The following is a 19,360-nucleotide window of genomic DNA, read 5'->3' as shown; positions in this document are numbered from 1 at the left end:
CCCAAACCGATCGTTGATCGATTTGAAGTGGTCGAGATCGAACATCATGATCGTGACGGGCTGCCCGCTCTTGCGCTGGCTCTCGATCAGCTTCTCCGCCGCTTCCAGGAAACCGCGCCGATTGAACAGACCGGTCAGGTGATCGGTCATGGCCGCGGTCTTGTGGACGAGTGCGGAGTGCTCCTTTGCCATGACCACCACGATGAAGGCGGTGCCCACGACATAAAGCAGCGTCAACAGCGCGAACAACGGAAAGAAGCCGTTGGCCGCGATCGGCGCGGCGTTCGTGAACAGCGTCGTCGTCAGGATCGGCGACAGGAAGATCACGCCATGCAGCACCGGGATCATCAGCGCGCGCGCCTTGGCTGCCGCGCCGCCCTTCGACTTGCGACGCTCGCGGCGCAGTTCGAACGCGGTCAGCACGGCATAGGTCGTGATGATCAGCGAGGAGATGACGACGCGCGCATTGTCCCACTGCATCAGCTCGGGAATGCGGGTCGCAACCAGCCAGACCACCGCGCCTGCGATCGCGAAGCCGACGGACGGCTCGCGTCCGTGGAATTTACGCGCTCCGCTCCAGATCAGTCCGCAGCAGGTGAAGAGCAAGGCGCTCGCAAGGTCCGCGCCCGCGGCCGGCAAGATATCCGGGCTGAGGACCCACAGCGCGATGGCAAATCCGCCGATCAGGTAGGCCGATGCCCAGTATCCGAGTGCGCGGACCGAGCGGTCCTGAAGCCACAGGGCGAGAAGGAAAATGCCAAGGAGAGCCGTCACACAGGTCGAGACAAAGAACAGGGTCGGCAAGTCGAGCGCCATGGAAGCTTCCCGCATTCTGCGACAGGAACCGCCTAAGCGTTTCGGCGGTGGACTCTCAAAAGTCTGTCACTTGAATACGAGACAGGGTCTTGTCGTACGCTTTCGGCGGGCCGCCGTATTTTCAGTAAAATCGCCAACAAAAAAGGGGCCAATTGGCCCCTTTTTCGATGCAAGTTCGGTTCGAGTTGTTGGCGCGTCAGCGCTTCGAGAACTGGAACGAGCGACGCGCCTTGGCGCGGCCGTACTTCTTGCGCTCGACCACGCGCGGGTCGCGGGTCAGGAAGCCACCGCGCTTCAGTGGCGAACGCAGGTCAGGCTCGAAATAGGTCAGAGCCTTCGATATGCCATGCCGAACCGCGCCGGCCTGGCCGGAGAGACCACCACCCGACACGGTGCAGATCACGTCATACTGGCCGGAGCGGTTCGCAGCGACGATCGGCTGCTGGATCATCATGCGCAGCACCGGACGGGCGAAGAACTGTTCGACCGGCTTGGTGTTGACGACGATCTTGCCGGAGCCCGGCTTGATCCAGACGCGCGCGACGGCGTTCTTGCGCTTTCCGGTGGCGTAGGCGCGGCCCTGCGCGTCGAGCTTCTGAACATGCTTGGGCTGTTCGGCGGCCTGCGCACCCTGCGACTTCAGGGCCGAAAGACCTTCGAGGGACGAGACGGATTCGGCCATGATCAGGCTGCCTTGTTCTTGCGGTTCAGGGCGCCGACATCGAGCGCCTCGGGCTTCTGGGCTTCGTGCGGGTGCTCGGTGCCGGGATAGACCCGCAGATTGCCGAGCTGCTTGCGGCCGAGCGGACCGCGCGGGAGCATGCGCTCCACCGCCTTTTCGACGATGCGCTCCGGAAAGCGGCCTTCGAAAATCGACTTGGCCGAACGTTCCTTGATGCCACCGATAAAGCCGGTGTGGTGATAGTACATCTTCTGATCGCGCTTGCGGCCGGTGAAGACGACCTTCTCCGCATTGATGACAATGACATTGTCGCCGTCATCGACATGCGGGGTAAAGCTCGGCTTGTGCTTGCCGCGCAGGCGCATCGCAATGATCGAAGCGAGCCGGCCGACAACGAGGCCGGTGGCATCGATCACGACCCATTTCTTTTCTACGTCGGCGGGCTTCGCCGAAAAGGTTTTCATGGCCATGGTCCGGGAGGTTTGAGTTGGCCGGGCTTCTAAGCGATCGGCGGAATCCCGTCAACGCCAAACGACGGAAATTAGCTATTAAAGATCAGACACTTGTAAAATCGGTTTTATTTTACCTTCACCTAAGCCCCGGAATTCGGCGGAATGGAGTAGGTCGACGTGACATGCGCGACCGGCTCCTCACTCCCCTCGGAATAGAGGGTGACCTCCATCACCGCGAGCCGCTTGCCGAGCTTGAGCATCGCAGCGTCCGCGATGAGCGCGCGCTGATCGGGACGGCGCAGGAAGTTGATGTTGAAGTTGATCGTCACTGCAAGCGCCACCGGCCCGATGGCGGAAAGGACGGCGAGGTAAAGGGCGAAATCGGCCAGCATCATCATGGTCGGGCCGGAAATGGTCCCGCCGGGCCGTACGAACTTCTCGCTGTAGGCAAGCCGAACGACGGCCCGTCCGTGTTCGACCTCTTCGATCGACAATCCGCTGCCAGGATGAAAGGCCTGCGGGAATTCGCGGTTCAGGAACTCTTCCAGATCCGCAACGCTCATCGCCGGCTTTGTCATGCTGCCCGCCCTTCGCATGCCGAGATGAGATCGGATACAATGGCTTGCGCGCAACGCAAAGGGCTCCGAGATGAATGTCCACGCCAGGCCGGACAGCGCGACGATCCTGTTGCGCGAAGACCGCGACGGCATCGCGCTCCTCACGCTGAACAATCCAGCCGCGCGCAATGCGCTGTCCGAGGAATTGATCGCCGCCCTCTCCGCGGCGTTCGACGCGATCGGACGCGAGGCTGCGATCCGCGCTGTGATCGTTGCCGCGAATGGTCCAGCGTTCAGCGCGGGGCATGATCTGAAGCAGCTTACCGCACGACGGTCCGATCCGGATGGCGGCAAGGCCTATTTCCGCCAGATCATGACGTCGTGCAGCGACATGATGCAGAAGATCATTGCGATCCCGCAGCCGGTGATCGCCTGCGTATCGGGCGTCGCGACCGCAGCCGGCTGTCAGCTTGTCGCGACCTGCGACCTTGCGATCGCCTCGACAGAAGCGCGCTTTGCGACGCCCGGCGTTGACATCGGACTGTTCTGCTCGACGCCGATGGTGGCGCTGACACGCAACATTCCGCGCAAGAACGCGATGCACATGCTCCTGACCGGAGAGCCGGTTTCGGCCGAAGAAGCCGCGCGTCTTGGCCTCGTCAATCGCGTCGTGCCCAAAGGCGCCGAGCTTGACGCATCCTTCGCGCTCGCCAGGACCGTCGCATCAAAATCGCGCGCAACGGTGAAAATCGGAAAGCAGGCCTTCTATCGCCAGGCGGAGCTCAGTCTCGCCGACGCCTATGCCTATGCCAGCGAAGTGATGACGGAAAACATGATGACGCACGATGCGAATGAGGGCATTTGTGCATTCATCGAGAAGCGCGATGCTGCCTGGGAGGATCGCTGATGATCGCGATCGCGCAACGCTGGCCGAAACCTGACCGCCGCACGCTCATACGCGGCGTTACGGCTGGCAGCGCATGGGGCATCACCATGGCGACCGCCCTGCTCGGCCTTGCCTTCCATCAGTGCGGCACGATCTGCCTCGGGCAGATCGTCGAAACCACGGCGATGTCGCTTGCAGCGGGTATGCTTACGATCGGTCCCATTGCGCTCCTCCGGCGTGAGGCCTAAGTCCAGGCGCAAATGAATCATGACAGCTACAACGATGCCTTCATCCGGGGCATCCTGAACACCGTGAAGACCATTGCCGTGGTCGGCGTGTCGCCGAAAACCAACCGGCCGAGCTATTTCGCATTCAAATATCTGCTCGAGCGCGGCTACCGCATGATCCCGGTCAATCCGGGACAGGCGGGCAAGGAACTCCTCGGGCAGAAGGTCTATGCGACGCTCGCGGACATTCCCGAACCTGTCGACATGGTCGACATATTCCGCAATTCGGATGCGGCGGTCTCCGTTGTGCGGGAGGCCCTTGCGCTCAATCCGAAGCCGCAGGTGATCTGGATGCAGCTTGGCGTGCGCAACGATGAAGCTGCAGCGATCGCGGATGCCGCCGGGTTGAAAGTGATCATGAACCGCTGCCCCAAGATCGAGTACGGGCGGCTGTCGTCGGAAATCTCATGGATGGGCGTGAACTCGCGTACGCTCTCTTCCAAGCGTGCGCCGCTGCTCGGCAAGGGAATCCAGCGCATGTCTTTGCAGCGACAGACCATGGCGGGCGGTACGACCGATGCGACCGCCCGTGCGGAACGTGACATCAAAACCTAAGCTATCGCCTTTTTAGAGCATGAAATCCTCGTGATTTGCCAAAATACGGAATTGCTTGACTGAAATACCGGCGGCTTCTGTGTGCCGCTTGACCCGTTCTTGGCCTTAGATACATCAACCGCCCCTGACGACCGCAATCCGCGGGCGAACAGCGTGAAGGATCCTGCCATGACCGAGCGCACTCCAGGCTTTGCCACGCTATCCATCCATGCCGGCGCGCAACCCGATCCGACCACCGGCGCCCGCGCAACCCCGATCTATCAAACCACGTCGTACGTTTTCGACGACGTCGATCACGCCGCCTCGCTGTTCGGATTGCAGGCTTTCGGCAACATCTACACCCGCATCGGAAACCCGACCAATGCAGTGCTGGAAGAACGGATCGCCGCACTGGAAGGCGGTACCGCCGGTCTTGCCGTTGCCTCCGGTCACGCCGCGCAGGTCATCGTCATGCAGACGCTGATGATGCCGGGCGATGAACTCGTCGCCTCCAAAAAGCTCTATGGCGGCTCCATCAACCAGTTCAACCATGCCTTCAAGAGCTTCGGATGGAATGTGAGCTGGGCCGACCCCGACGATATTTCGAGCTTCGAGCGCGCGATCACGCCGAAGACCAAAGCCATCTTCATCGAGTCGATCGCCAATCCGGGCGGCATCATCACCGACATCGAGGCAGTGGCGAACGTTGCGCGCAAGGCCGGTGTACCGCTGATCGTCGATAACACGCTGGCTACGCCCTATCTGTGCAAGCCGATCGACTACGGCGCCGACGTCGTCGTGCATTCGCTGACCAAGTTTCTTGGCGGGCATGGCAATTCGATCGGCGGCATGATCGTCGATGCCGGCACCTTCAACTGGTCGCGCGAAGGCCGCTATCCGATGCTGTCGGAGCCGCGGCCGGAATATCAGGGCATCGTGCTGCACGAGACCTTCGGCAATTTCGCTTTTGCGATCGCCTGCCGCGTGTTGGGCCTGCGCGATCTCGGCCCCGCGCTCTCGCCATTCAACGCGTTCCTGATCCTCACCGGGGTAGAGACTCTGCCGCTGCGCATGCAGCGCCACTCGGACAATGCGAAGGAAGTGGCGGAGTGGCTGTCACGGCATCCCAAGGTCAGTTGGGTCAGCTATTCCGGCTTGCCGGGCGACCGCTACCACAAGCTGGCGCAGCGCTATTGCCCAAAAGGCGCCGGCGCCGTTCTCACCTTCGGACTGAAGGGCGGCTACGAGGCCGGCGTCAAGCTCGTCTCGAACGTGAAACTGTTCTCGCACCTCGCCAATATCGGCGACACCCGTTCGCTGATCATCCACCCCGCCTCGACCACGCATCGGCAACTGACCGACGCCCAGAAGGCGCAGGCCGGCGCCGGCCCCGATGTCGTGCGTCTGTCGATCGGCCTCGAGGACAAGGAGGATATCATTGCCGATCTGGAGCAGGCCCTCGCGGCATAGGCAGGCAAGCGGACCGGTTTGCGACAGCCACAATCGTTAACGCAAATTAAGCGCCGCGCACGGCGGCGCTTACAATTTTTAGTAGTATTTGCGCTAGCCTCTCGCACGGCTTCTTCGGGTCCGTGCACATGTCCGGCATAAGCGTCGTAGCAGCATCTTCACACCAACTCGCGGCCATTCGCGCGATGCTGCCGTTCGATGTGTCCGCGGATTTCCTGCGGCTGCACGACCTGCCGTTTTCGCCGCCGCAGGACACTGCGATCCTCGATCTCGATCTGAGCCATCCCGAAGACGTCGAGAGGATCAGGACATGGTTGTCGCGCCGTGCGTCGCGTGGACCGGTCATCATCTGCGTGGACGACGTCACCTCCTATCTCCAGCTTACGCAGGCTCGTGCGATTGGAGCGACAGCGGTCTTCGCGCGCCCGCTCGACGCCGCGCAACTCGACGGGCTGCTGTGCAGGCTCGATCGTTACCCCGGCCCGCCTCTGCAACCTTCGATCAGCGACCCGGCCGAAGACCTGAAGACGATCGGCGACATTTTCGAAGCTGCACGTACCGGTCAGATTCCCAACATGGAATTCGTGTCCGAAGCGGGTGCGCGTATCGTCGACAGACTGAGAGACATCGGGCTCTCCGCCTATCTTGCGGCAATCCGCGCGCATCACAGCCGCACCTACACCCACTGTCTGACTGTAACCGCGGTGGCCGTTTCGTTCGGACTTCATCTCGGTTTCAACCGGAAAGACACGCACCGCATGGCGATTGCCGGGTTGCTGCATGACATCGGCAAGGCGCGGATCTCGGTCGAAATCCTCGAGAAGCCGGCCGCACTCGACGAGCGCGAAATGATGATCATGCAGACGCACCCTGTGATCGGACATGAAATGCTTCGCGAAACGCCGGGACTTCCGGACGATACTCTCGACATGATCCTGCATCATCACGAGTATCTGGACGGGTCGGGCTATCCGCACGGCCTGCAGGGGTCAGACATTTCCGACCTCAATCGCATGATGACGATTTCGGACGTTTTTGGCGCGCTTATCGAGCCGCGTTCGTACCGGCCACCCATGTCGGCCACCAACGCTCTGGACGTCCTGCAGCAGATGGGGCCGAAACTCGACGGAGTTCTGGTTCGCGTCTTCGCGCCACTCGCCCATGATCTCGCGACGTGTCGCGCGGAATTCACTGCATAGTCGGCGACTGGCTCACACCTGCGCGAGCGCCGGCGATCGGACGTGGCGTGCGATCAGCGTTGCGGCCTGCAGCACGGCAACCGTCAGCAGCAGGATCGCCATTGCCTGGTGAAGAAGCGCTAGACTGATCGGCACGGCGTAAAGCAGCGTCGCTATTCCGATCATCGCCTGGATGCCAATCAGCAGCACGAACAATGTCGCATAGGCGCGCGTGGTTCGATCCTTCACGGTGCGGTTCACGTCGAAGCAATACCAGAGCGCCAGCAGCAGAATGAGATAGGCCAGCACACGATGGTTGAACTGAACCGTCAGCGCATTCTCGAAGAAATTGCGCCATAGCGGAGTTTCGAACAGCAGCCGATCCGCAGACGGAACAAGCGCGCCGTCGATATGCGGCCATGTGTTGTAGACAAGTCCGGCATCGAGCCCGGCAACCAGCGCGCCGAGATAGATCTGCAGCAGGACGAGCGCGACGAAAAGTCCGGCGATGACGCGCAAGCGCACGGGCGCTGCAACTGGAGCAGGAGCCTTCATGCGGGCAACGATCCAGATGATCGCGGCGTAGATCACGCAGGCGAGCGTCATGTGGAACGCGAGCCGGTATTGCGAGACGCTGACCCGTTCGGTCAGGCCGGATGACACCATCCACCACCCAACCGCGCCCTGGATCGCACCTAGCGCAAACAGGCCGAAGAGCGGTGCGCGCAGATCGCGTCCGATATAGCCGCGCCACAGGAAGAACAGGAACGGGATCAGAAACACCGCGCCGATCGTACGGCCCAGAACACGGTGCCCCCATTCCCACCAGAAAATCGTCTTGAAGTCGGACAGCGACATCCCGCGATTGACCTCACGGTATTGCGGGATCTGCTTGTATTTCTCGAACTCGGCGGTCCATTGCGCCTCTGTAGTCGGCGGCACCAGTCCGGTCACCGGCTTCCACTCGACGATGGAAAGTCCCGATTCCGTCAGTCGCGTCGCGCCACCGACAACAAGCGTTGCCACCACGAACGCAGCCACAATCAGCAGCCATGCCCTGACAGCGCGCCGCCCCTTCTCCTGGTTGATCTCGATTTCCAAACCTGCCGCCATCTGCATCTTGCCGGACCGCCGCCGACGATATAGTCAGCAGTCCCGTCGCCATACAACTCGAACCCGCGCATGTCTAATCGCACGCGAAAGCTGATCGGCGCTGTCCTGCTGTTGCTCCTGATCACGGTCTGGGCGCTGCTGGCGATGGCGTTCGCGCAGTTCGCATTCTCGAGCCCGAACGCAATCGCAGCGTGGATTTTCTACGTCGTTGCGGGCATGGGCTGGATTCTGCCCGCCATGCCGCTGATCCGCTGGATGGAAGGCGGCCGAAGGGCCTAGGCGGCCTTCGGGCTACGACGGAAGCCGTTCCACATCGCGGTCGCGGTTCCCGACATCAGGACACGCAGATAGCGCAACTGCTGGAACTCGCCGTTCAGCGAGATGCGTGGCAGCGCCATCAGGTGGTTGCGGTGCTCCTGAAAGAGCACGCCGGGCTGGGTCGTGACCGCGGTCTTGAAGCCAACTTCGGCGGCAATCGCGAACTCGCGCGGCCCTGCGGAACTCGGGTCGCCCACCGGATAGGAGAAGTGCTCGGGGCGAATGCCGATCGCGGACTCGATAACCGCGCGGCTCATCTCCATTTCGGCCCGGACGACGCGATCGGGGGTCTTCTTCAGCATGTAGTGGTTCACGGTATGCGCGCCAATCGTGACGAGCGGGTCGCGCGACAATTCCGCGATATCCTCCCAGCTCATGCAGAGCTCATCGCAGAGCGCCTTCATGTCGACGCCGTAGCGCGCCGCGAGGTCCCGCACGACGGTTCGCAGCTCTTCCTCGGTTTCGAGGCTGCGCAGCCACCAATAGAGCTGCTCGTAGATGTTCCGCTTTTCGTCGAGACTCGCGCAGTCGAAGCGCCGCTCCTTGCCGTCGACATAAAGGCCGATGCGGTCGTTATTCGCGATCACGCGCTCGAGGGCGACCCACCAGATTTCGCCGATGCGGTCGGGAAAGCTGGTCGGCACATAGAGCGCGAACGGAACCTCGTGCTTCTTCAGGATGGGATAGGCCCATTGCAGGTTGTCGCGGTAGCCGTCGTCGAAGGTCAGGCACACGAAGCGGCGCTTGAAATCTCGCTGCACCAGGCGCCGGTACATCTCGTCGAGCGACACGATGTCGAGGCCGGACCGCTTGAGCCGCCGCACCACGGCCGCGAAAAACCCGGGAGACACCTCAAGAAGCCGGTTCGGCTGGAAACTTCCGGGCCGCGTTGGCCGCACATGGTGAAGCGTCAGGATGGCGCCCACCCCCTGGAAGAACGGACGCAGGGCGACGTGGGCGCCGCTGAAATAGAGCGTCTCGAGCCCTGCCCGGATGATGGTCTTTTTGAGCCCGCTCACTGCCGAACTGCCGCTTTTCAATGAAAGAGGCGCGATTCTGCCAACGCTTTGTTGAGTTAGGATTAACGCTTTCAAAACAACGACTTCTGAGACCCTTGTGGAATCAAAAGTCGGCAAAACTGGGCAAAGGGCGGGACGGATTCAGCGCCTCCGCCCCTTCTATTTTCGCGGGCACGACCAGCTCCCCATCCGCAAAAGTAGCAGTTATGGTATGCAGATCCGGGGGATGGGATGGTTTTTAAGACGCGCGAATTCGCAATCCGTAGGCAGTTCGGAGTCGCCGCCATTTGCTTTTGGATTGTCCAGGTGTGTCTGGGCGTCCCATCGGTTTTCTTAGCTTCCGTACTTCTCACCACGGGCAAGGCTGAGGGTGCGCTCTTTTCGATCTCGCTCTTCCTAGCTTGGATCGGATGCACGCTTGCTATCGGCGTCGGATCATTGCTGCACGGCAGGTCCCAGCTACATCTTCCAACTGTTTTCAAAGTCGATGTGTATCGACCAGACGATATCCCGGAAGAATACGATCAAGAATACATGGGCTATCGCTTCCGCATGTTGCCCAAGGGCGCGGTCGAGGTTTTCACGGCTGACGGGCCGACGAAATATCGGAAGTGGGAAGACTTTACTCGGGCCGTCGGGCGCTAGTGGCATCGCCGGTCCAGCGGGGCGCACGCAGACGCGAAGAAACTGGAGGAAAGATGAGGTCTGAGGGATACCTTCTGGCGCTGATATCACTTGGCGCTTTGGCCGCGCAATCTGCTTTTGGAAATGAGCAATGCGCCCGCATTGAAGACTCCGCGAAGCGGCTGCTGTGTTATGACCTTAGCTATCGCAAGACACAGTCGAGCCAAATAAAAGGTGCTTGGCACGTTGTCGAGGAGACTTCGAAAATTAGCGACGTCAAGAACGTCGTTATCTCGCTGGAATCGTTAGAGCCGTTGCGCGCCAGATTTGGACAGAAGCGTCACGCCAACCTTATCCTCGCCTGCCGCGAGAGGAAAACGGACGCATACATAATCTTCGGGGGTCATTTCATGAGCGACCTCAATCACGGCACCGTAACATATCGCATCGACAAGCGCCCTGCAGTGAAGAAGCGCATGCAGGAGTCTAACGACCACCAAGCGCTCGGTTTGTGGGGTGGCGCGAATGCAATCCCCTTCATCAAAGAACTGATCGACGGGCAGACATTGTATGTTGTTGCGACCCCGCTTTCCGAGAGCGCTGTTACAGCGGAATTTCCGATCTCTGGACTCGCGGAAGCTATCAAACCACTGCAGGCAGCATGCGCTTGGCAAGAGGAAAGGCGCAAAAGCTCATCGCCTAAGCAGTAACAACCATCGGTCTTTCATTGCGACGTGATCTAACGGCCGGCGAACGTCTGACGGCAAACCCTTTGAAGAATCACGCTTAACTAATTGATTTCGTTTCTCCTAAGCCTTTGTTGAGAATCCTTTGCCACGGTGGGTTTTTCAAGGAGACTGGCGATGAATTTTGCGCTGGCGAGGACCGACCATGCGCTGCCGCTACCTGCTCTGCCGGTCCGGTCCGGCAGCGCCTGGGTGGTGGACATTGCCGACACCATGGAGGCCGCAGAGGGCCCCTGGCGCGCCCTCCTGGCGCAGGATTGCTTCGCCAGCGCCTATCAGGATTTCGACCTTTGCGCGCTGTGGTTCCGTCACGTCGGCGCGCCGGCCGGTTACAAGCCTTGTGTCGTCATCGGGCGAGATGCGGCAGGAAGCCCCCTCTTCGTCTGGCCGCTGGTCCGCAACTCGGTGGCCGGCTGTCAGGTTGCGAGCTTCTTCTGCGGGCGCCACGCCAATGTCGGGACAATGCTGTGGCGGAGCGATGTCGTCGCCAACGTCACCCTCTCCGATCTGCAGGCCATCCTGCGGCGGCTCACCGAACACGGGATCGACGCGCTGGCCTTGCACAATCAGCCAATGCAGATCCGCGGCATCGCGAACCCGATGCTGCTGCTGCCGCATCAACCGGCGCCCGACAAATGCTACAGCCTGTCGCTGCACGGCAGCGGCGATGAGATCATCGCACGGCGCTACAATTCCGATACGCGCCGGAAGCTTCGCCGGAAGGAGCGCCACCTCGCGCAACTCCCCGGCTATCGGTATGTTCGCGTGACGACACCCGAACAGGCGGACCGCTGTGTCTCGGAATTTCTGAAACAGAAGGCGGCGCGGCTTGCGGCGCGCGGCATCGGCAATGCGTTCGACGAACCCGGCACGGAGGAGTTTCTGCGGCAGGCGTGCTGCACGGGTCTCTCCAACGGCACGCCGTTGATCGAAATTCACGCGCTCGAATGCGATTACGAAATTCTCGCGCTGTTCGCCGGAATACACGACCGGCACGCATTCTCGACGATGTTCAATTCCTATACGCTCAGCGAGCACGCACGCATGAGCCCGGGCCTGACCTTGCTGATGAAGCTTGTCGACGATTGTGCAAAGCGCGGGTTCGACACGCTCAATCTCGGGGTCGGTTCGGCGGAATACAAATCGGCGCTGTGCGACACCGTCGAGCAGCCCTTCGACAGCTTCATCGGCCTGACGTCACGCGGTCACGTCTTTGCGATGGCGACAAAGGCGATGCGCACCCTTAAGAGCGCGATCAAGAACAATCCGCAGATGTGGGATCTTGTCAGCAAGACGCGCGCGAAACTGTTCGCGCGCTGACCTTGCTCCCACTCAGGCCGCAACCGGCTCTGAACCTGCCTGATCGCTGCCACCCTGGATCGCGGCTACGTCGGCGTAGCCCGCTACGTTGAGTTTCGCTCGGGCTTCGAGCGTTTCGGGAGCAGCCAGATCCTTCGCCACCAGAACCGCACGCGGTGCGATACCGGCGAGCAGCTTGATCGGGCTGTCGGCAATGGCGCCGCCATCGATCACCATGTGGTCATAGGCCCGCGCAAGCGCATCGAGAGTGATGGTCAGACGCGGCGATGCGAAGATGTTGAGCGCATCGCCCGCCACCTGCCCGGTCGACACGATGTGAACGCGCGAGAACTTGTCGCGGGTGATGATGTCGCCGAATGATGCGGTCCCGCGCGCGAGCTCTGCCAAGCCCGGAGCCTGAGGATCGACCGAAGTAATCGACAGATTGGGGGCGCTGAGTGCGAGATCGGCGAGCACGACACGGCCGCCCTTCGTCGACAGCGCACGTGCAAGCGCAAGCGCGGCATAAGTCGTACCGACGTTGCGGCCGGTGCCGAACAGGACGACGCAGCGTCCGGGCTCGCCCATGGTTGAGAGCGCATTGGCGAGCGTTTCGATCCGGTCGGCCTTTGGCGCAGCCGGTGCCGGGACCGGCACTTCGATCGTCGGCTTTGCCTTCAGTTCGGGCTCGGCAACGCCATCCGCTCCTGCCTTTCGACGGAACAGGCCAAAGAGCGACCGGCGCGTCTTCGATGGCGCGGGAACCGGCATTTCGGGGGCTGTCGGTTCGGCCGGAGCCGCCGGCAGCGGGCTGGCGCGCCGGACCAGATCGCGCGCCGGCACGCCCTGCCTCAGGATTTCCGAGGAGAGCACAAAGGCGGACAGGAGGAAGAAGGTGGCCAGCGTCGCCACGATGAGGATCGGGAGCTTCTTCGGATAAGCCGGGACGTTCGACACCGTGGCGCGGGAGATAACGCGCGCCTCGGCCGGGGCTGCATTGATGTTCTCGCGGGCGGTCGCTTCGCGATAGCGGGCGAGATAGGACTCCAGCAGATCGCGCTGAGCCTTGGCTTCTCGCTCAAGCGCCCGCAATTGCACATCCTGGGGCGAAGCCCCGCTGATCTGCCTCTTGATGCGGTCGATCGCCTCGTTGGTCTGATCGACACGCGACGCGGCGATGCGGGCATCGTTCTCGATCGAGGTCACGAGGCGCTCAAGCTCGCCCCGAATCTGCGCATCCAGCGCGTTGATCTGCGCGTTCAGTTCCTGGATTCGCGGATGACGCTCGAGCAGTGTCGAGGATTGCTCGGCAAGCTGCGCACGCAGCAGCACGCGCTGTTCGACCAGACGCTTCAGCAGGTCGGAATTGACGATATCGGCCGATTCCACAGGCTTGCCGGACTTGAGCATGTCGCGGATCGCCTTCGACCTCGCATCGAGATCGGCCTTCTGGGCGCGCACCGTTGCGAGCTGGGTGGTCAATTCACCAAGTTGCTGCGTATTGAGGCTGGTCTGATTGTTGCCGATGAACAGGTTCGACTTCGCGCGGAATTCATCGACCTTCGCGTCGGCCTCCTGCACCGTCTGGCGCAGCTGCTTGATTTCGTTGGCGAGATATGCGCCGGCGCTGCGCGTCTGGTCGAGCTTCGCCTGCTGCTGCATCTGCATGTAGGCGTCGACGATCGCGTTGACGACCTTAGCTGCAAGCTCCGGATCCTCGCTAAGGAATTCAACGGTGATGACTCGCGAACGCTCGACGGCCGACACCGTCAGCCGCTCGTAATAAACCTCCATCACCCGTTCTTCCGGGGTCATCTTCAGCTTGTCGCGGCCAAAGCCGATCACCGACAGCAGCGCTCCAATTGGAGAGACACCGTCCCGTACCGAATCGAATTCGGGGAGATCGCCGAGCTTCAATTCGCGGATCACCTGACGGGCAATGTCGCGTGACTGGATGATCTGGACCTGTGTCGCAATCGTCTCCTGGTCGGCGGCGGCACGGTCGATGGACTTCTCGGCCTCGGGACGGAGAAACACGTTCTCCCGTCCCTCGACTGCGATCTTGGCTTCGGAGCGGAATTTCGGAGTGATCCGATCGACGATGACAATCGTCGCCGCGGCGACAAGAAGCGTCGGGATCAGGATCAACCATTTTCTGCGCCACAGGGCGGCACCAAGAGCGCCTAGATCGAGCTCGCTATCGGCCTGCGTTGGGGAAACGCCGACGTCACTCTGCTGTACCGACCGCATCACCGACTCCGCACCACGAACGGAGCTATTTCGGCCGATTATGGTTATTGTCGCGTTAAAGGGCGCAAGACATGCGGCCAATAAGCGCAAGGTTATTGGCGGATGCGGAGAATCGCTTTCATCTTCGATCCGTTAACATCACTTAACCATTAAGTCCCACATCCTTGCGATGCTCCATCCTGCAAGGCCCCTGCGCATCCTGCATGTGCTCCGGTCACCCGTCGGCGGCCTGTTCCGGCACGTCGCCGATCTGGTTCGTGGCCAGTCGGCGCGTGGGCACCTCGTGGGCGTCGTTTGCGACAGTCTCACCGGCAGCGACAACGCGATACGGGTTCTGAACGAGCTCTCCCCGAACCTGCCGCTTGGCCTCTCCCGCATCCCGATGACGCGACAACTGGGCTTCGGCGACGTATCCGCGATGTGGCACGTTGCGGCGGCCATCCGGCAAGCCGCGCCAGACGTCGTGCACGGGCACGGCGCGAAAGGCGGCGCCTATGCGAGATTGTCGACATCAGCCGGACGCGCTTTGCGGGTCTATACGCCGCATGGCGGCAGCATGCTGTTTCAGCCACGCACGGCCAGCGGACGGCTCTATCTGACGCTGGAGAAGATACTCAACAATCGCACCGACCTGTTCCTGTTCGAGAGCGGCTTCATCGAAAGGATGTTCCGCGAAAAGATCGGGAAGCCGGCAGCGTCGTGGCGGATTGTGCCGAACGGTGTTGGCGACAACGAATTTGCCAACGTCGAGCTGTCTGCTGACGCGACAGACATCCTGTATATCGGCGAATTGCGAAAGCTGAAGGGCATCGACGTGCTGCTCGCTGCGATCGCAGCCCTGCGCGACCGCGGCCTTGCGTTGAGCGCAACGATCGTCGGCGCTGGCGCGTCGGGTGAAGACCTGAAGCGCCAGGCAGCGGCATCGGGACTTGAGAACGCGGTGCGATTTCTTCCCCCTATGCCCGCCCGCGAGGCTTTTGCGCTTGGACGCATCATGGCGGTACCGTCGCGCGCGGAATCCTTTCCCTATATCGTTCTGGAAGCCGCTGCCGCCGGGAAGCCGCTGATCGCAACCAATGTCGGTGGCATCCCCGACATGTTCGGCCCGCTCGCGGACAACCTGATCCCGCCCGACGATCGCGCTGCACTTGCGGACAAATTGAACGAAGCCGTTAACGATCCGGATACCACGCGCAAGCGTGCAGCCTTGTTGTGCGAACGCGTGCGAACCAATTTCTCCCTCGACGACATGGTCGATGGCGGAATTGAGGCTTATCGCGCGGCGATTGCAGCGCGCAGAAGCTAAAATGCGAATAAGCCTTTGTTGAATTTTTTCCGATACGACCTGTCCCCTCAAAACAAGATCCGCATGGCCACCGGCGTGACGGATCGAGGGACGGCGCAATGTTTGATCTGGACGCTCGCAAAATGTTGGGCGCGCCTGCGGCTGTCGCTGCCACGAACGGTAGCGCCGGCATTGGTGCGCACGCCAAGCGGCAATTGTCGCCTGCGGCACTTGCCGCAGCATCGGTCGCCACGCGACCCGCGATCTCGCCAATCGTTGTCGCCGGCGTCGTTCGCGCGATCGAGGCGACGCTGATCGCATTCGTCGGAACCCTCGCCTATTACGTCTACGTATTTCCGGCCGAAGGCTTGCGCTGGCCCTATATCGTCGCGATCGTCGGCATCTCGACGCTCTCGATCGTAGTGTTCCAGGCCGTCGACATCTATCAGGTCCACGCCTTCCGCCGGCCGCTCGGCCAGATGGCGCGCCTCTTCTCCGCCTGGTGCGTGGTGTTCCTGGTGGCGATTGCGGTCTCGTTCTTCTTCAAGCTCGACCTCGCATTTTCACGCGTATGGCTCCTGTCCTTCTGGGCCGTCGGTCTCGTCGTGCTGCTCGCCTTGCGCTCCGGACTTTACGTGCTGGTCAAGGCGTGGATGCGCGACGGCCGGCTTACGCGACGCACTGTCATCGTCGGCGGCGGCGCTCCGGGTGAAGCGCTGATCAACTCGCTCAAGGCGCAGGAGGACGGTGACGTGCGCGTCATCGGCGTATTTGACGATCGCAACGACGAGCGCGCGCCGACCCATTGCGGCGGCTTCCCCAAGCTTGGAACGGTCGATGACTTCGTCGAATTCGCGCGCCGCACGCGCATTGATCTTGTCATCTTCTCGCTTCCGATCAGCGCAGAAAACCGCATTCTCTCGATGCTGAAGAAGCTCTGGGTGCTTCCGGTCGATATTCGCCTGTCGGCGCACTCAAACAAGCTGCGCTTCCGGCCGCGCTCGTATTCCTATATCGGCACCGTGCCGGTGCTCGACGTATTCGATCGTCCGATCGCGGACTGGGACGTCGTGATGAAGTGGCTGTTCGACAAGATCGTCGGCGGCCTCATGCTGATCGCGGCGCTGCCGATCATGGCGGTGATTGCAATCGCCATCAAACTCGACAGCCGCGGCCCGGTCCTGTTCAAGCAGAAGCGCTATGGGTTCAACAACGACCTGATCGAGGTCTACAAATTCCGCTCGATGTATGTCGACCAGTGCGACGCCACGGCAAACAAGCTCGTCACAAAGGGCGATTCTCGCGTGACGCGCGTCGGGCGCTTCATTCGCAAGGCGAGCCTCGACGAATTGCCGCAGCTTTTCAACGTCGTGTTCAAGGGCAATCTCTCGCTTGTCGGTCCGCGTCCGCACGCGGTCAACGCAAAGGCCGCGGCGCGCCTCTATGACGAAGCGGTGGACGGCTATTTCGCACGGCATCGTGTGAAGCCGGGCGTGACCGGCTGGGCCCAGATCAACGGCTGGCGCGGCGAAACCGACACGCAGGAGAAGATCCAGAAGCGCGTCGAATACGATCTCTACTATATCGAAAACTGGTCGCTGCTGTTCGATTTCTACATCGTGCTCATGACGCCCTTCGCCCTCCTCAAGAGCGAGAACGCGTATTGATCACGCTCGACCAGGCGGCGGCGATTTCCGCGCGGCGGCGGCCTGCCGATCCGCCCGCAGGCCCCGTTGATGCAGGACGGGCACCAGCTGTCGCCACGACGCTGCTCCATGGCGCGCTGTTTCTCACCATCCTCGGGAGCTTCCTCGTCTTCATCGAGCCTTCCCCGTATGAAGTTCTCTCGGCACTCCTTGTCTTCACATGCCTGCTTGCAGGCGTGACGTTCGACCGCAAGCTGCTGCCGCTTCTGTTCCTGCTCCTGTTCTACAATCTTGGCGGGGCCTTCGCGCTGATCCCCGTGATCGGTGACGATCCTTCACGACGCTTCATTCTGATTTCGTTCTACATGGCGTTCACGGCGATCATCTTTGCGATGATCTTCACGACCGACTGCGTGCGACGCGCCGAGATCCTGCGGAAAGCGTATATCCTCGCCGGCGTCTGCGCGGCGCTCGCCGGCATCTTCGGCTATTTCAACGGCATCGACCTGCTCACACTCTACGGACGCGCGCGCGGCACGTTCAAGGATCCGAACGTCTATGGCCCGTTCCTGATCCTGCCGATGCTTTTCCTGCTGCAGTCCTTCCTGAATCGCGGCCTGCGGCTACTGCCGCTCGCCGCGTTCCTGATCATGGCGGCAGGCCTTTTCCTGAGCTTCTCCCGCGCCGCCTGGGCGCACATGGTGTTCTCGTCGGTGATGATGATGGCACTCCTGTTCGTGACGAGCCCGAGTGGCTGGTTCCGGGCGCGCATCATCTCGTTCTCCGTGATGACGAGCCTCGCGGTCGCAGGCCTGCTCATTGCGCTGCTCGCGGTCGGAAATGTCGGCACGGTCTTCAAGGAGCGCGCGTCGCTCAATCAGTATTACGACACGGGCGAAAGCGGACGGTTCGGCAACCAGAAGAAAAGCGTGAACGAGCTGCTGGAGCTCCCTAACGGATACGGCCCGCTGCAATTCCGCAATCACTACACCAACGATCCGCACCAGGTGTATCTGAACGCCTTCGCGTCCTATGGCTGGCTCGGCGGCTTCTCCTATCTCGCGCTGGTGCTGATCACGCTCGCGATCGGGCTGCGGACCGTATTCGTCGCTACGCCCTGGCAGCCCTATTTCATTGCGGCGATGTCAACCTACACAGGCGTCGCGCTGGAAGGGCTGGTCATCGATACCGACCACTGGCGGCACTATTATCTTCTGCTCGGCCTGATCTGGGGCTTCTCGGCCGCCACCATGAATTTCAGACGACGCCAGGCGGCGCGGGCCGTTGCCTGACTCTCAGGTCGGCGGCGGCGTCTTACTTCCGTGCGGCGATATAGGCGTAGCTCGCAACGGTCCGCCAATCGTATTTGCGCGCGAGCGCGGTGAACTGCGCGTGGATCTCGCGCACGACCGGAAAGCGGTCGAAATAGCCGTGTCCGTAAAACGGCAGGATCACGACCTCGCGATAGCCGATGCCCTGCAGCATCGGTTTCATCTTTCGCTCGCTCGCATAAGTCCAGCTGTAGCGCGCCGGAAATACCGGATCCTCATCGTTCGTACGGTTCGGATAGATCGCCTTGACGATCTTCGCCGCGACATCATCCGGCAGCAGCCGGTTCACCACGAACGGGAAAGCATACAGGGTCGGCACGAACGCAAGCGCCACGCCGCCCGGTGCGAGCAACTGATAGAGGTTGGACCAGGCACGCTGTCCATCCGCGACATGTTCGAACACCATGCGCGAGAATGCGAGATCGAAGCTGTTACGCAGATGCGCCATCGCCGAGATGTCGCCCGCCACGTCGAAGCAGGCCTTGCGATAGCTGTCCGGCAGCACGTCGAGTTCGGTCTGCGAGATGTCGTTGACCGTCATCTCGACGCCGAGGGATTTCAGTTCGTCGGCCTTGAACAGCGGATCGCGGCCACCGCCGACTTCGAGAAGCCGGTGCGCATGCAGGATGCGGGCAAGACCACGCACGACAGTCTCATAATTGTCCCAGGCCCAGTCGCGGTCGTTGCGGACACCGAGCTCACGGAACGCGCGGGCGAGAATGTCGCCATCGTCGAGTCGCTTCAGGATGTCGCCGGCGGTCTTGTCGAGCATGGCGCCTCTCCGTGCACAGCGCTCGTGGCACGAGCATGGGCACGGCCGGAAAGACCCGTCCGCGCTTGAGAGTTCCTTAAACCCCAGGCGTTTAT

20 protein-coding genes are annotated in these 19,360 nt (G+C 61.5%); 12 read left to right on the top strand and 8 right to left on the bottom strand.

Translation table 11 applies throughout. From position 1 onward, the window contains the following. The 4 genes from VNZ93_RS02105 to VNZ93_RS02090 form a co-directional block, all read right to left on the bottom strand. Positions 1-816, bottom strand: an 816-nt coding sequence (locus VNZ93_RS02105; protein WP_325699375.1) for a GGDEF domain-containing protein, incomplete at its 3' end; no start/stop codon positions are given. Positions 817-1,012: 196 nt separating this feature from the next. Further along, complete coding sequence (gene rpsI, locus VNZ93_RS02100; protein WP_325699372.1) at positions 1,013-1,498, bottom strand: 30S ribosomal protein S9; 486 nt, start codon at positions 1,496-1,498, stop codon at positions 1,013-1,015. 2 nt (positions 1,499-1,500) lie between these two features. Further along, entirely contained in the window at positions 1,501-1,962 is a 462-nt protein-coding gene (gene rplM / locus VNZ93_RS02095; protein ID WP_325699370.1) for a 50S ribosomal protein L13, read from the bottom strand. A gap of 128 nt (positions 1,963-2,090) precedes the next feature. Then, positions 2,091-2,528: a PaaI family thioesterase gene (locus VNZ93_RS02090; protein WP_325699368.1), complete on the bottom strand. Its 438-nt coding sequence runs from the start codon at positions 2,526-2,528 to the stop codon at positions 2,091-2,093. A 70-nt stretch (positions 2,529-2,598) separates the two neighbouring features. Between VNZ93_RS02090 and VNZ93_RS02085 the strand changes: the two genes are divergently transcribed. The 5 genes from VNZ93_RS02085 to VNZ93_RS02065 all read left to right on the top strand — a co-directional run bounded on the left by VNZ93_RS02085 (position 2,599) and on the right by VNZ93_RS02065 (position 6,883). Beyond that, complete coding sequence (locus tag VNZ93_RS02085) at positions 2,599-3,414, top strand: enoyl-CoA hydratase (RefSeq protein ID WP_325699365.1); 816 nt, start codon at positions 2,599-2,601, stop codon at positions 3,412-3,414. Further along, positions 3,414-3,641 (top strand): hypothetical protein, encoded by a 228-nt coding sequence (locus VNZ93_RS02080; RefSeq protein ID WP_325699362.1) that lies wholly within the window; start codon positions 3,414-3,416, stop codon positions 3,639-3,641. The genes VNZ93_RS02085 and VNZ93_RS02080 overlap by 1 nt, the downstream gene beginning before the upstream one ends. A 12-nt stretch (positions 3,642-3,653) precedes the next feature. Further along, positions 3,654-4,235, top strand: a complete 582-nt coding sequence (locus tag VNZ93_RS02075) for a CoA-binding protein (protein ID WP_325699359.1) — start codon at positions 3,654-3,656, stop codon at positions 4,233-4,235. 168 nt (positions 4,236-4,403) lie between these two features. Further along, positions 4,404-5,684 (top strand): O-acetylhomoserine aminocarboxypropyltransferase, encoded by a 1,281-nt coding sequence (locus VNZ93_RS02070; RefSeq protein WP_325699356.1) that lies wholly within the window; start codon positions 4,404-4,406, stop codon positions 5,682-5,684. Positions 5,685-5,812: 128 nt separating this feature from the next. Next, positions 5,813-6,883, top strand: coding sequence for an HD-GYP domain-containing protein (locus VNZ93_RS02065; protein WP_325699353.1), 1,071 nt, complete (start codon positions 5,813-5,815; stop codon positions 6,881-6,883). A gap of 12 nt (positions 6,884-6,895) precedes the next feature. Here the strand turns inward: VNZ93_RS02065 and VNZ93_RS02060 are convergent, their stop codons facing one another. Further along, entirely contained in the window at positions 6,896-7,975 is a 1,080-nt protein-coding gene (locus VNZ93_RS02060; RefSeq protein WP_325699350.1) for a COX15/CtaA family protein, read from the bottom strand. A 69-nt stretch (positions 7,976-8,044) separates the two neighbouring features. Here VNZ93_RS02060 and VNZ93_RS02055 point away from each other — a divergent pair, with 69 nt between their 5' ends. After that, positions 8,045-8,254 carry a DUF2842 domain-containing protein gene (locus VNZ93_RS02055; RefSeq protein ID WP_325699347.1) on the top strand — a complete coding sequence of 70 codons (210 nt, stop codon included), beginning with the start codon at positions 8,045-8,047 and terminating at the stop codon, positions 8,252-8,254. On the opposite strand, the gene VNZ93_RS02050 is transcribed toward VNZ93_RS02055, so the two are convergent. Then, positions 8,251-9,312: a polysaccharide deacetylase family protein gene (locus VNZ93_RS02050; protein WP_325699344.1), complete on the bottom strand. Its 1,062-nt coding sequence runs from the start codon at positions 9,310-9,312 to the stop codon at positions 8,251-8,253. The genes VNZ93_RS02055 and VNZ93_RS02050 overlap by 4 nt on opposite strands. A gap of 231 nt (positions 9,313-9,543) precedes the next feature. Between VNZ93_RS02050 and VNZ93_RS02045 the strand changes: the two genes are divergently transcribed. The 3 genes from VNZ93_RS02045 to VNZ93_RS02035 all read left to right on the top strand — a co-directional run bounded on the left by VNZ93_RS02045 (position 9,544) and on the right by VNZ93_RS02035 (position 12,002). Then, complete coding sequence (locus tag VNZ93_RS02045; RefSeq protein ID WP_325699341.1) at positions 9,544-9,957, top strand: hypothetical protein; 414 nt, start codon at positions 9,544-9,546, stop codon at positions 9,955-9,957. A gap of 53 nt (positions 9,958-10,010) precedes the next feature. Then, positions 10,011-10,646 carry a type VI secretion system-associated protein TagO gene (locus tag VNZ93_RS02040; protein ID WP_325699338.1) on the top strand — a complete coding sequence of 212 codons (636 nt, stop codon included), beginning with the start codon at positions 10,011-10,013 and terminating at the stop codon, positions 10,644-10,646. A 153-nt stretch (positions 10,647-10,799) separates the two neighbouring features. After that, positions 10,800-12,002, top strand: coding sequence for a GNAT family N-acetyltransferase (locus VNZ93_RS02035; protein WP_325699335.1), 1,203 nt, complete (start codon positions 10,800-10,802; stop codon positions 12,000-12,002). Positions 12,003-12,014: 12 nt separating this feature from the next. On the opposite strand, the gene VNZ93_RS02030 is transcribed toward VNZ93_RS02035, so the two are convergent. Further along, the gene (locus VNZ93_RS02030) at positions 12,015-14,231 is read right to left on the bottom strand and encodes an exopolysaccharide transport family protein (RefSeq protein ID WP_325699332.1); all 2,217 of its coding nucleotides are present in this window, start codon (positions 14,229-14,231) and stop codon (positions 12,015-12,017) included. Between the two features lie 169 nt (positions 14,232-14,400). Between VNZ93_RS02030 and VNZ93_RS02025 the strand changes: the two genes are divergently transcribed. From VNZ93_RS02025 to VNZ93_RS02015, 3 genes are all read left to right on the top strand, one after another. Then, positions 14,401-15,537 (top strand): glycosyltransferase family 4 protein, encoded by a 1,137-nt coding sequence (locus tag VNZ93_RS02025; RefSeq protein WP_325699330.1) that lies wholly within the window; start codon positions 14,401-14,403, stop codon positions 15,535-15,537. A gap of 122 nt (positions 15,538-15,659) precedes the next feature. After that, positions 15,660-17,183 (top strand): undecaprenyl-phosphate glucose phosphotransferase, encoded by a 1,524-nt coding sequence (locus VNZ93_RS02020; protein ID WP_325699328.1) that lies wholly within the window; start codon positions 15,660-15,662, stop codon positions 17,181-17,183. Then, entirely contained in the window at positions 17,180-18,454 is a 1,275-nt protein-coding gene (locus VNZ93_RS02015) for an O-antigen ligase family protein (RefSeq protein ID WP_325699326.1), read from the top strand. Before VNZ93_RS02020 ends, VNZ93_RS02015 begins: the two co-directional genes overlap by 4 nt. A gap of 22 nt (positions 18,455-18,476) precedes the next feature. Here VNZ93_RS02015 and VNZ93_RS02010 read toward each other — a convergent pair whose 3' ends face one another. After that, positions 18,477-19,265: a class I SAM-dependent methyltransferase gene (locus VNZ93_RS02010; protein ID WP_325699323.1), complete on the bottom strand. Its 789-nt coding sequence runs from the start codon at positions 19,263-19,265 to the stop codon at positions 18,477-18,479. Positions 19,266-19,360: the final 95 nt, after the last annotated feature.

It is taken from the genome of Pseudorhodoplanes sp. (assembly GCF_035565795.1).
Classification (GTDB): domain Bacteria; phylum Pseudomonadota; class Alphaproteobacteria; order Rhizobiales; family Xanthobacteraceae; genus Pseudorhodoplanes.
The sequence above is the reverse complement of the archived record's forward strand: the minus strand, read 5'-3'. Positions and strand labels throughout refer to the sequence as shown.

Coding starts and splice junctions, on each gene's coding strand:
- rpsI (WP_325699372.1), bottom strand. CDS start 1,498: ATGGCCGAATCCGTCTCGTCCCTCGAAGGTCTTTCGGCCCTGAAGTCG.
- rplM (WP_325699370.1), bottom strand. CDS start 1,962: ATGAAAACCTTTTCGGCGAAGCCCGCCGACGTAGAAAAGAAATGGGTC.
- VNZ93_RS02090 (WP_325699368.1), bottom strand. CDS start 2,528: ATGACAAAGCCGGCGATGAGCGTTGCGGATCTGGAAGAGTTCCTGAAC.
- VNZ93_RS02085 (WP_325699365.1), top strand. CDS start 2,599: ATGAATGTCCACGCCAGGCCGGACAGCGCGACGATCCTGTTGCGCGAA.
- VNZ93_RS02080 (WP_325699362.1), top strand. CDS start 3,414: ATGATCGCGATCGCGCAACGCTGGCCGAAACCTGACCGCCGCACGCTC.
- VNZ93_RS02075 (WP_325699359.1), top strand. CDS start 3,654: ATGAATCATGACAGCTACAACGATGCCTTCATCCGGGGCATCCTGAAC.
- VNZ93_RS02070 (WP_325699356.1), top strand. CDS start 4,404: ATGACCGAGCGCACTCCAGGCTTTGCCACGCTATCCATCCATGCCGGC.
- VNZ93_RS02065 (WP_325699353.1), top strand. CDS start 5,813: ATGTCCGGCATAAGCGTCGTAGCAGCATCTTCACACCAACTCGCGGCC.
- VNZ93_RS02060 (WP_325699350.1), bottom strand. CDS start 7,975: ATGGCGGCAGGTTTGGAAATCGAGATCAACCAGGAGAAGGGGCGGCGC.
- VNZ93_RS02055 (WP_325699347.1), top strand. CDS start 8,045: ATGTCTAATCGCACGCGAAAGCTGATCGGCGCTGTCCTGCTGTTGCTC.
- VNZ93_RS02045 (WP_325699341.1), top strand. CDS start 9,544: ATGGTTTTTAAGACGCGCGAATTCGCAATCCGTAGGCAGTTCGGAGTC.
- VNZ93_RS02040 (WP_325699338.1), top strand. CDS start 10,011: ATGAGGTCTGAGGGATACCTTCTGGCGCTGATATCACTTGGCGCTTTG.
- VNZ93_RS02035 (WP_325699335.1), top strand. CDS start 10,800: ATGAATTTTGCGCTGGCGAGGACCGACCATGCGCTGCCGCTACCTGCT.
- VNZ93_RS02030 (WP_325699332.1), bottom strand. CDS start 14,231: ATGCGGTCGGTACAGCAGAGTGACGTCGGCGTTTCCCCAACGCAGGCC.
- VNZ93_RS02025 (WP_325699330.1), top strand. CDS start 14,401: ATGCTCCATCCTGCAAGGCCCCTGCGCATCCTGCATGTGCTCCGGTCA.
- VNZ93_RS02020 (WP_325699328.1), top strand. CDS start 15,660: ATGTTGGGCGCGCCTGCGGCTGTCGCTGCCACGAACGGTAGCGCCGGC.
- VNZ93_RS02010 (WP_325699323.1), bottom strand. CDS start 19,265: ATGCTCGACAAGACCGCCGGCGACATCCTGAAGCGACTCGACGATGGC.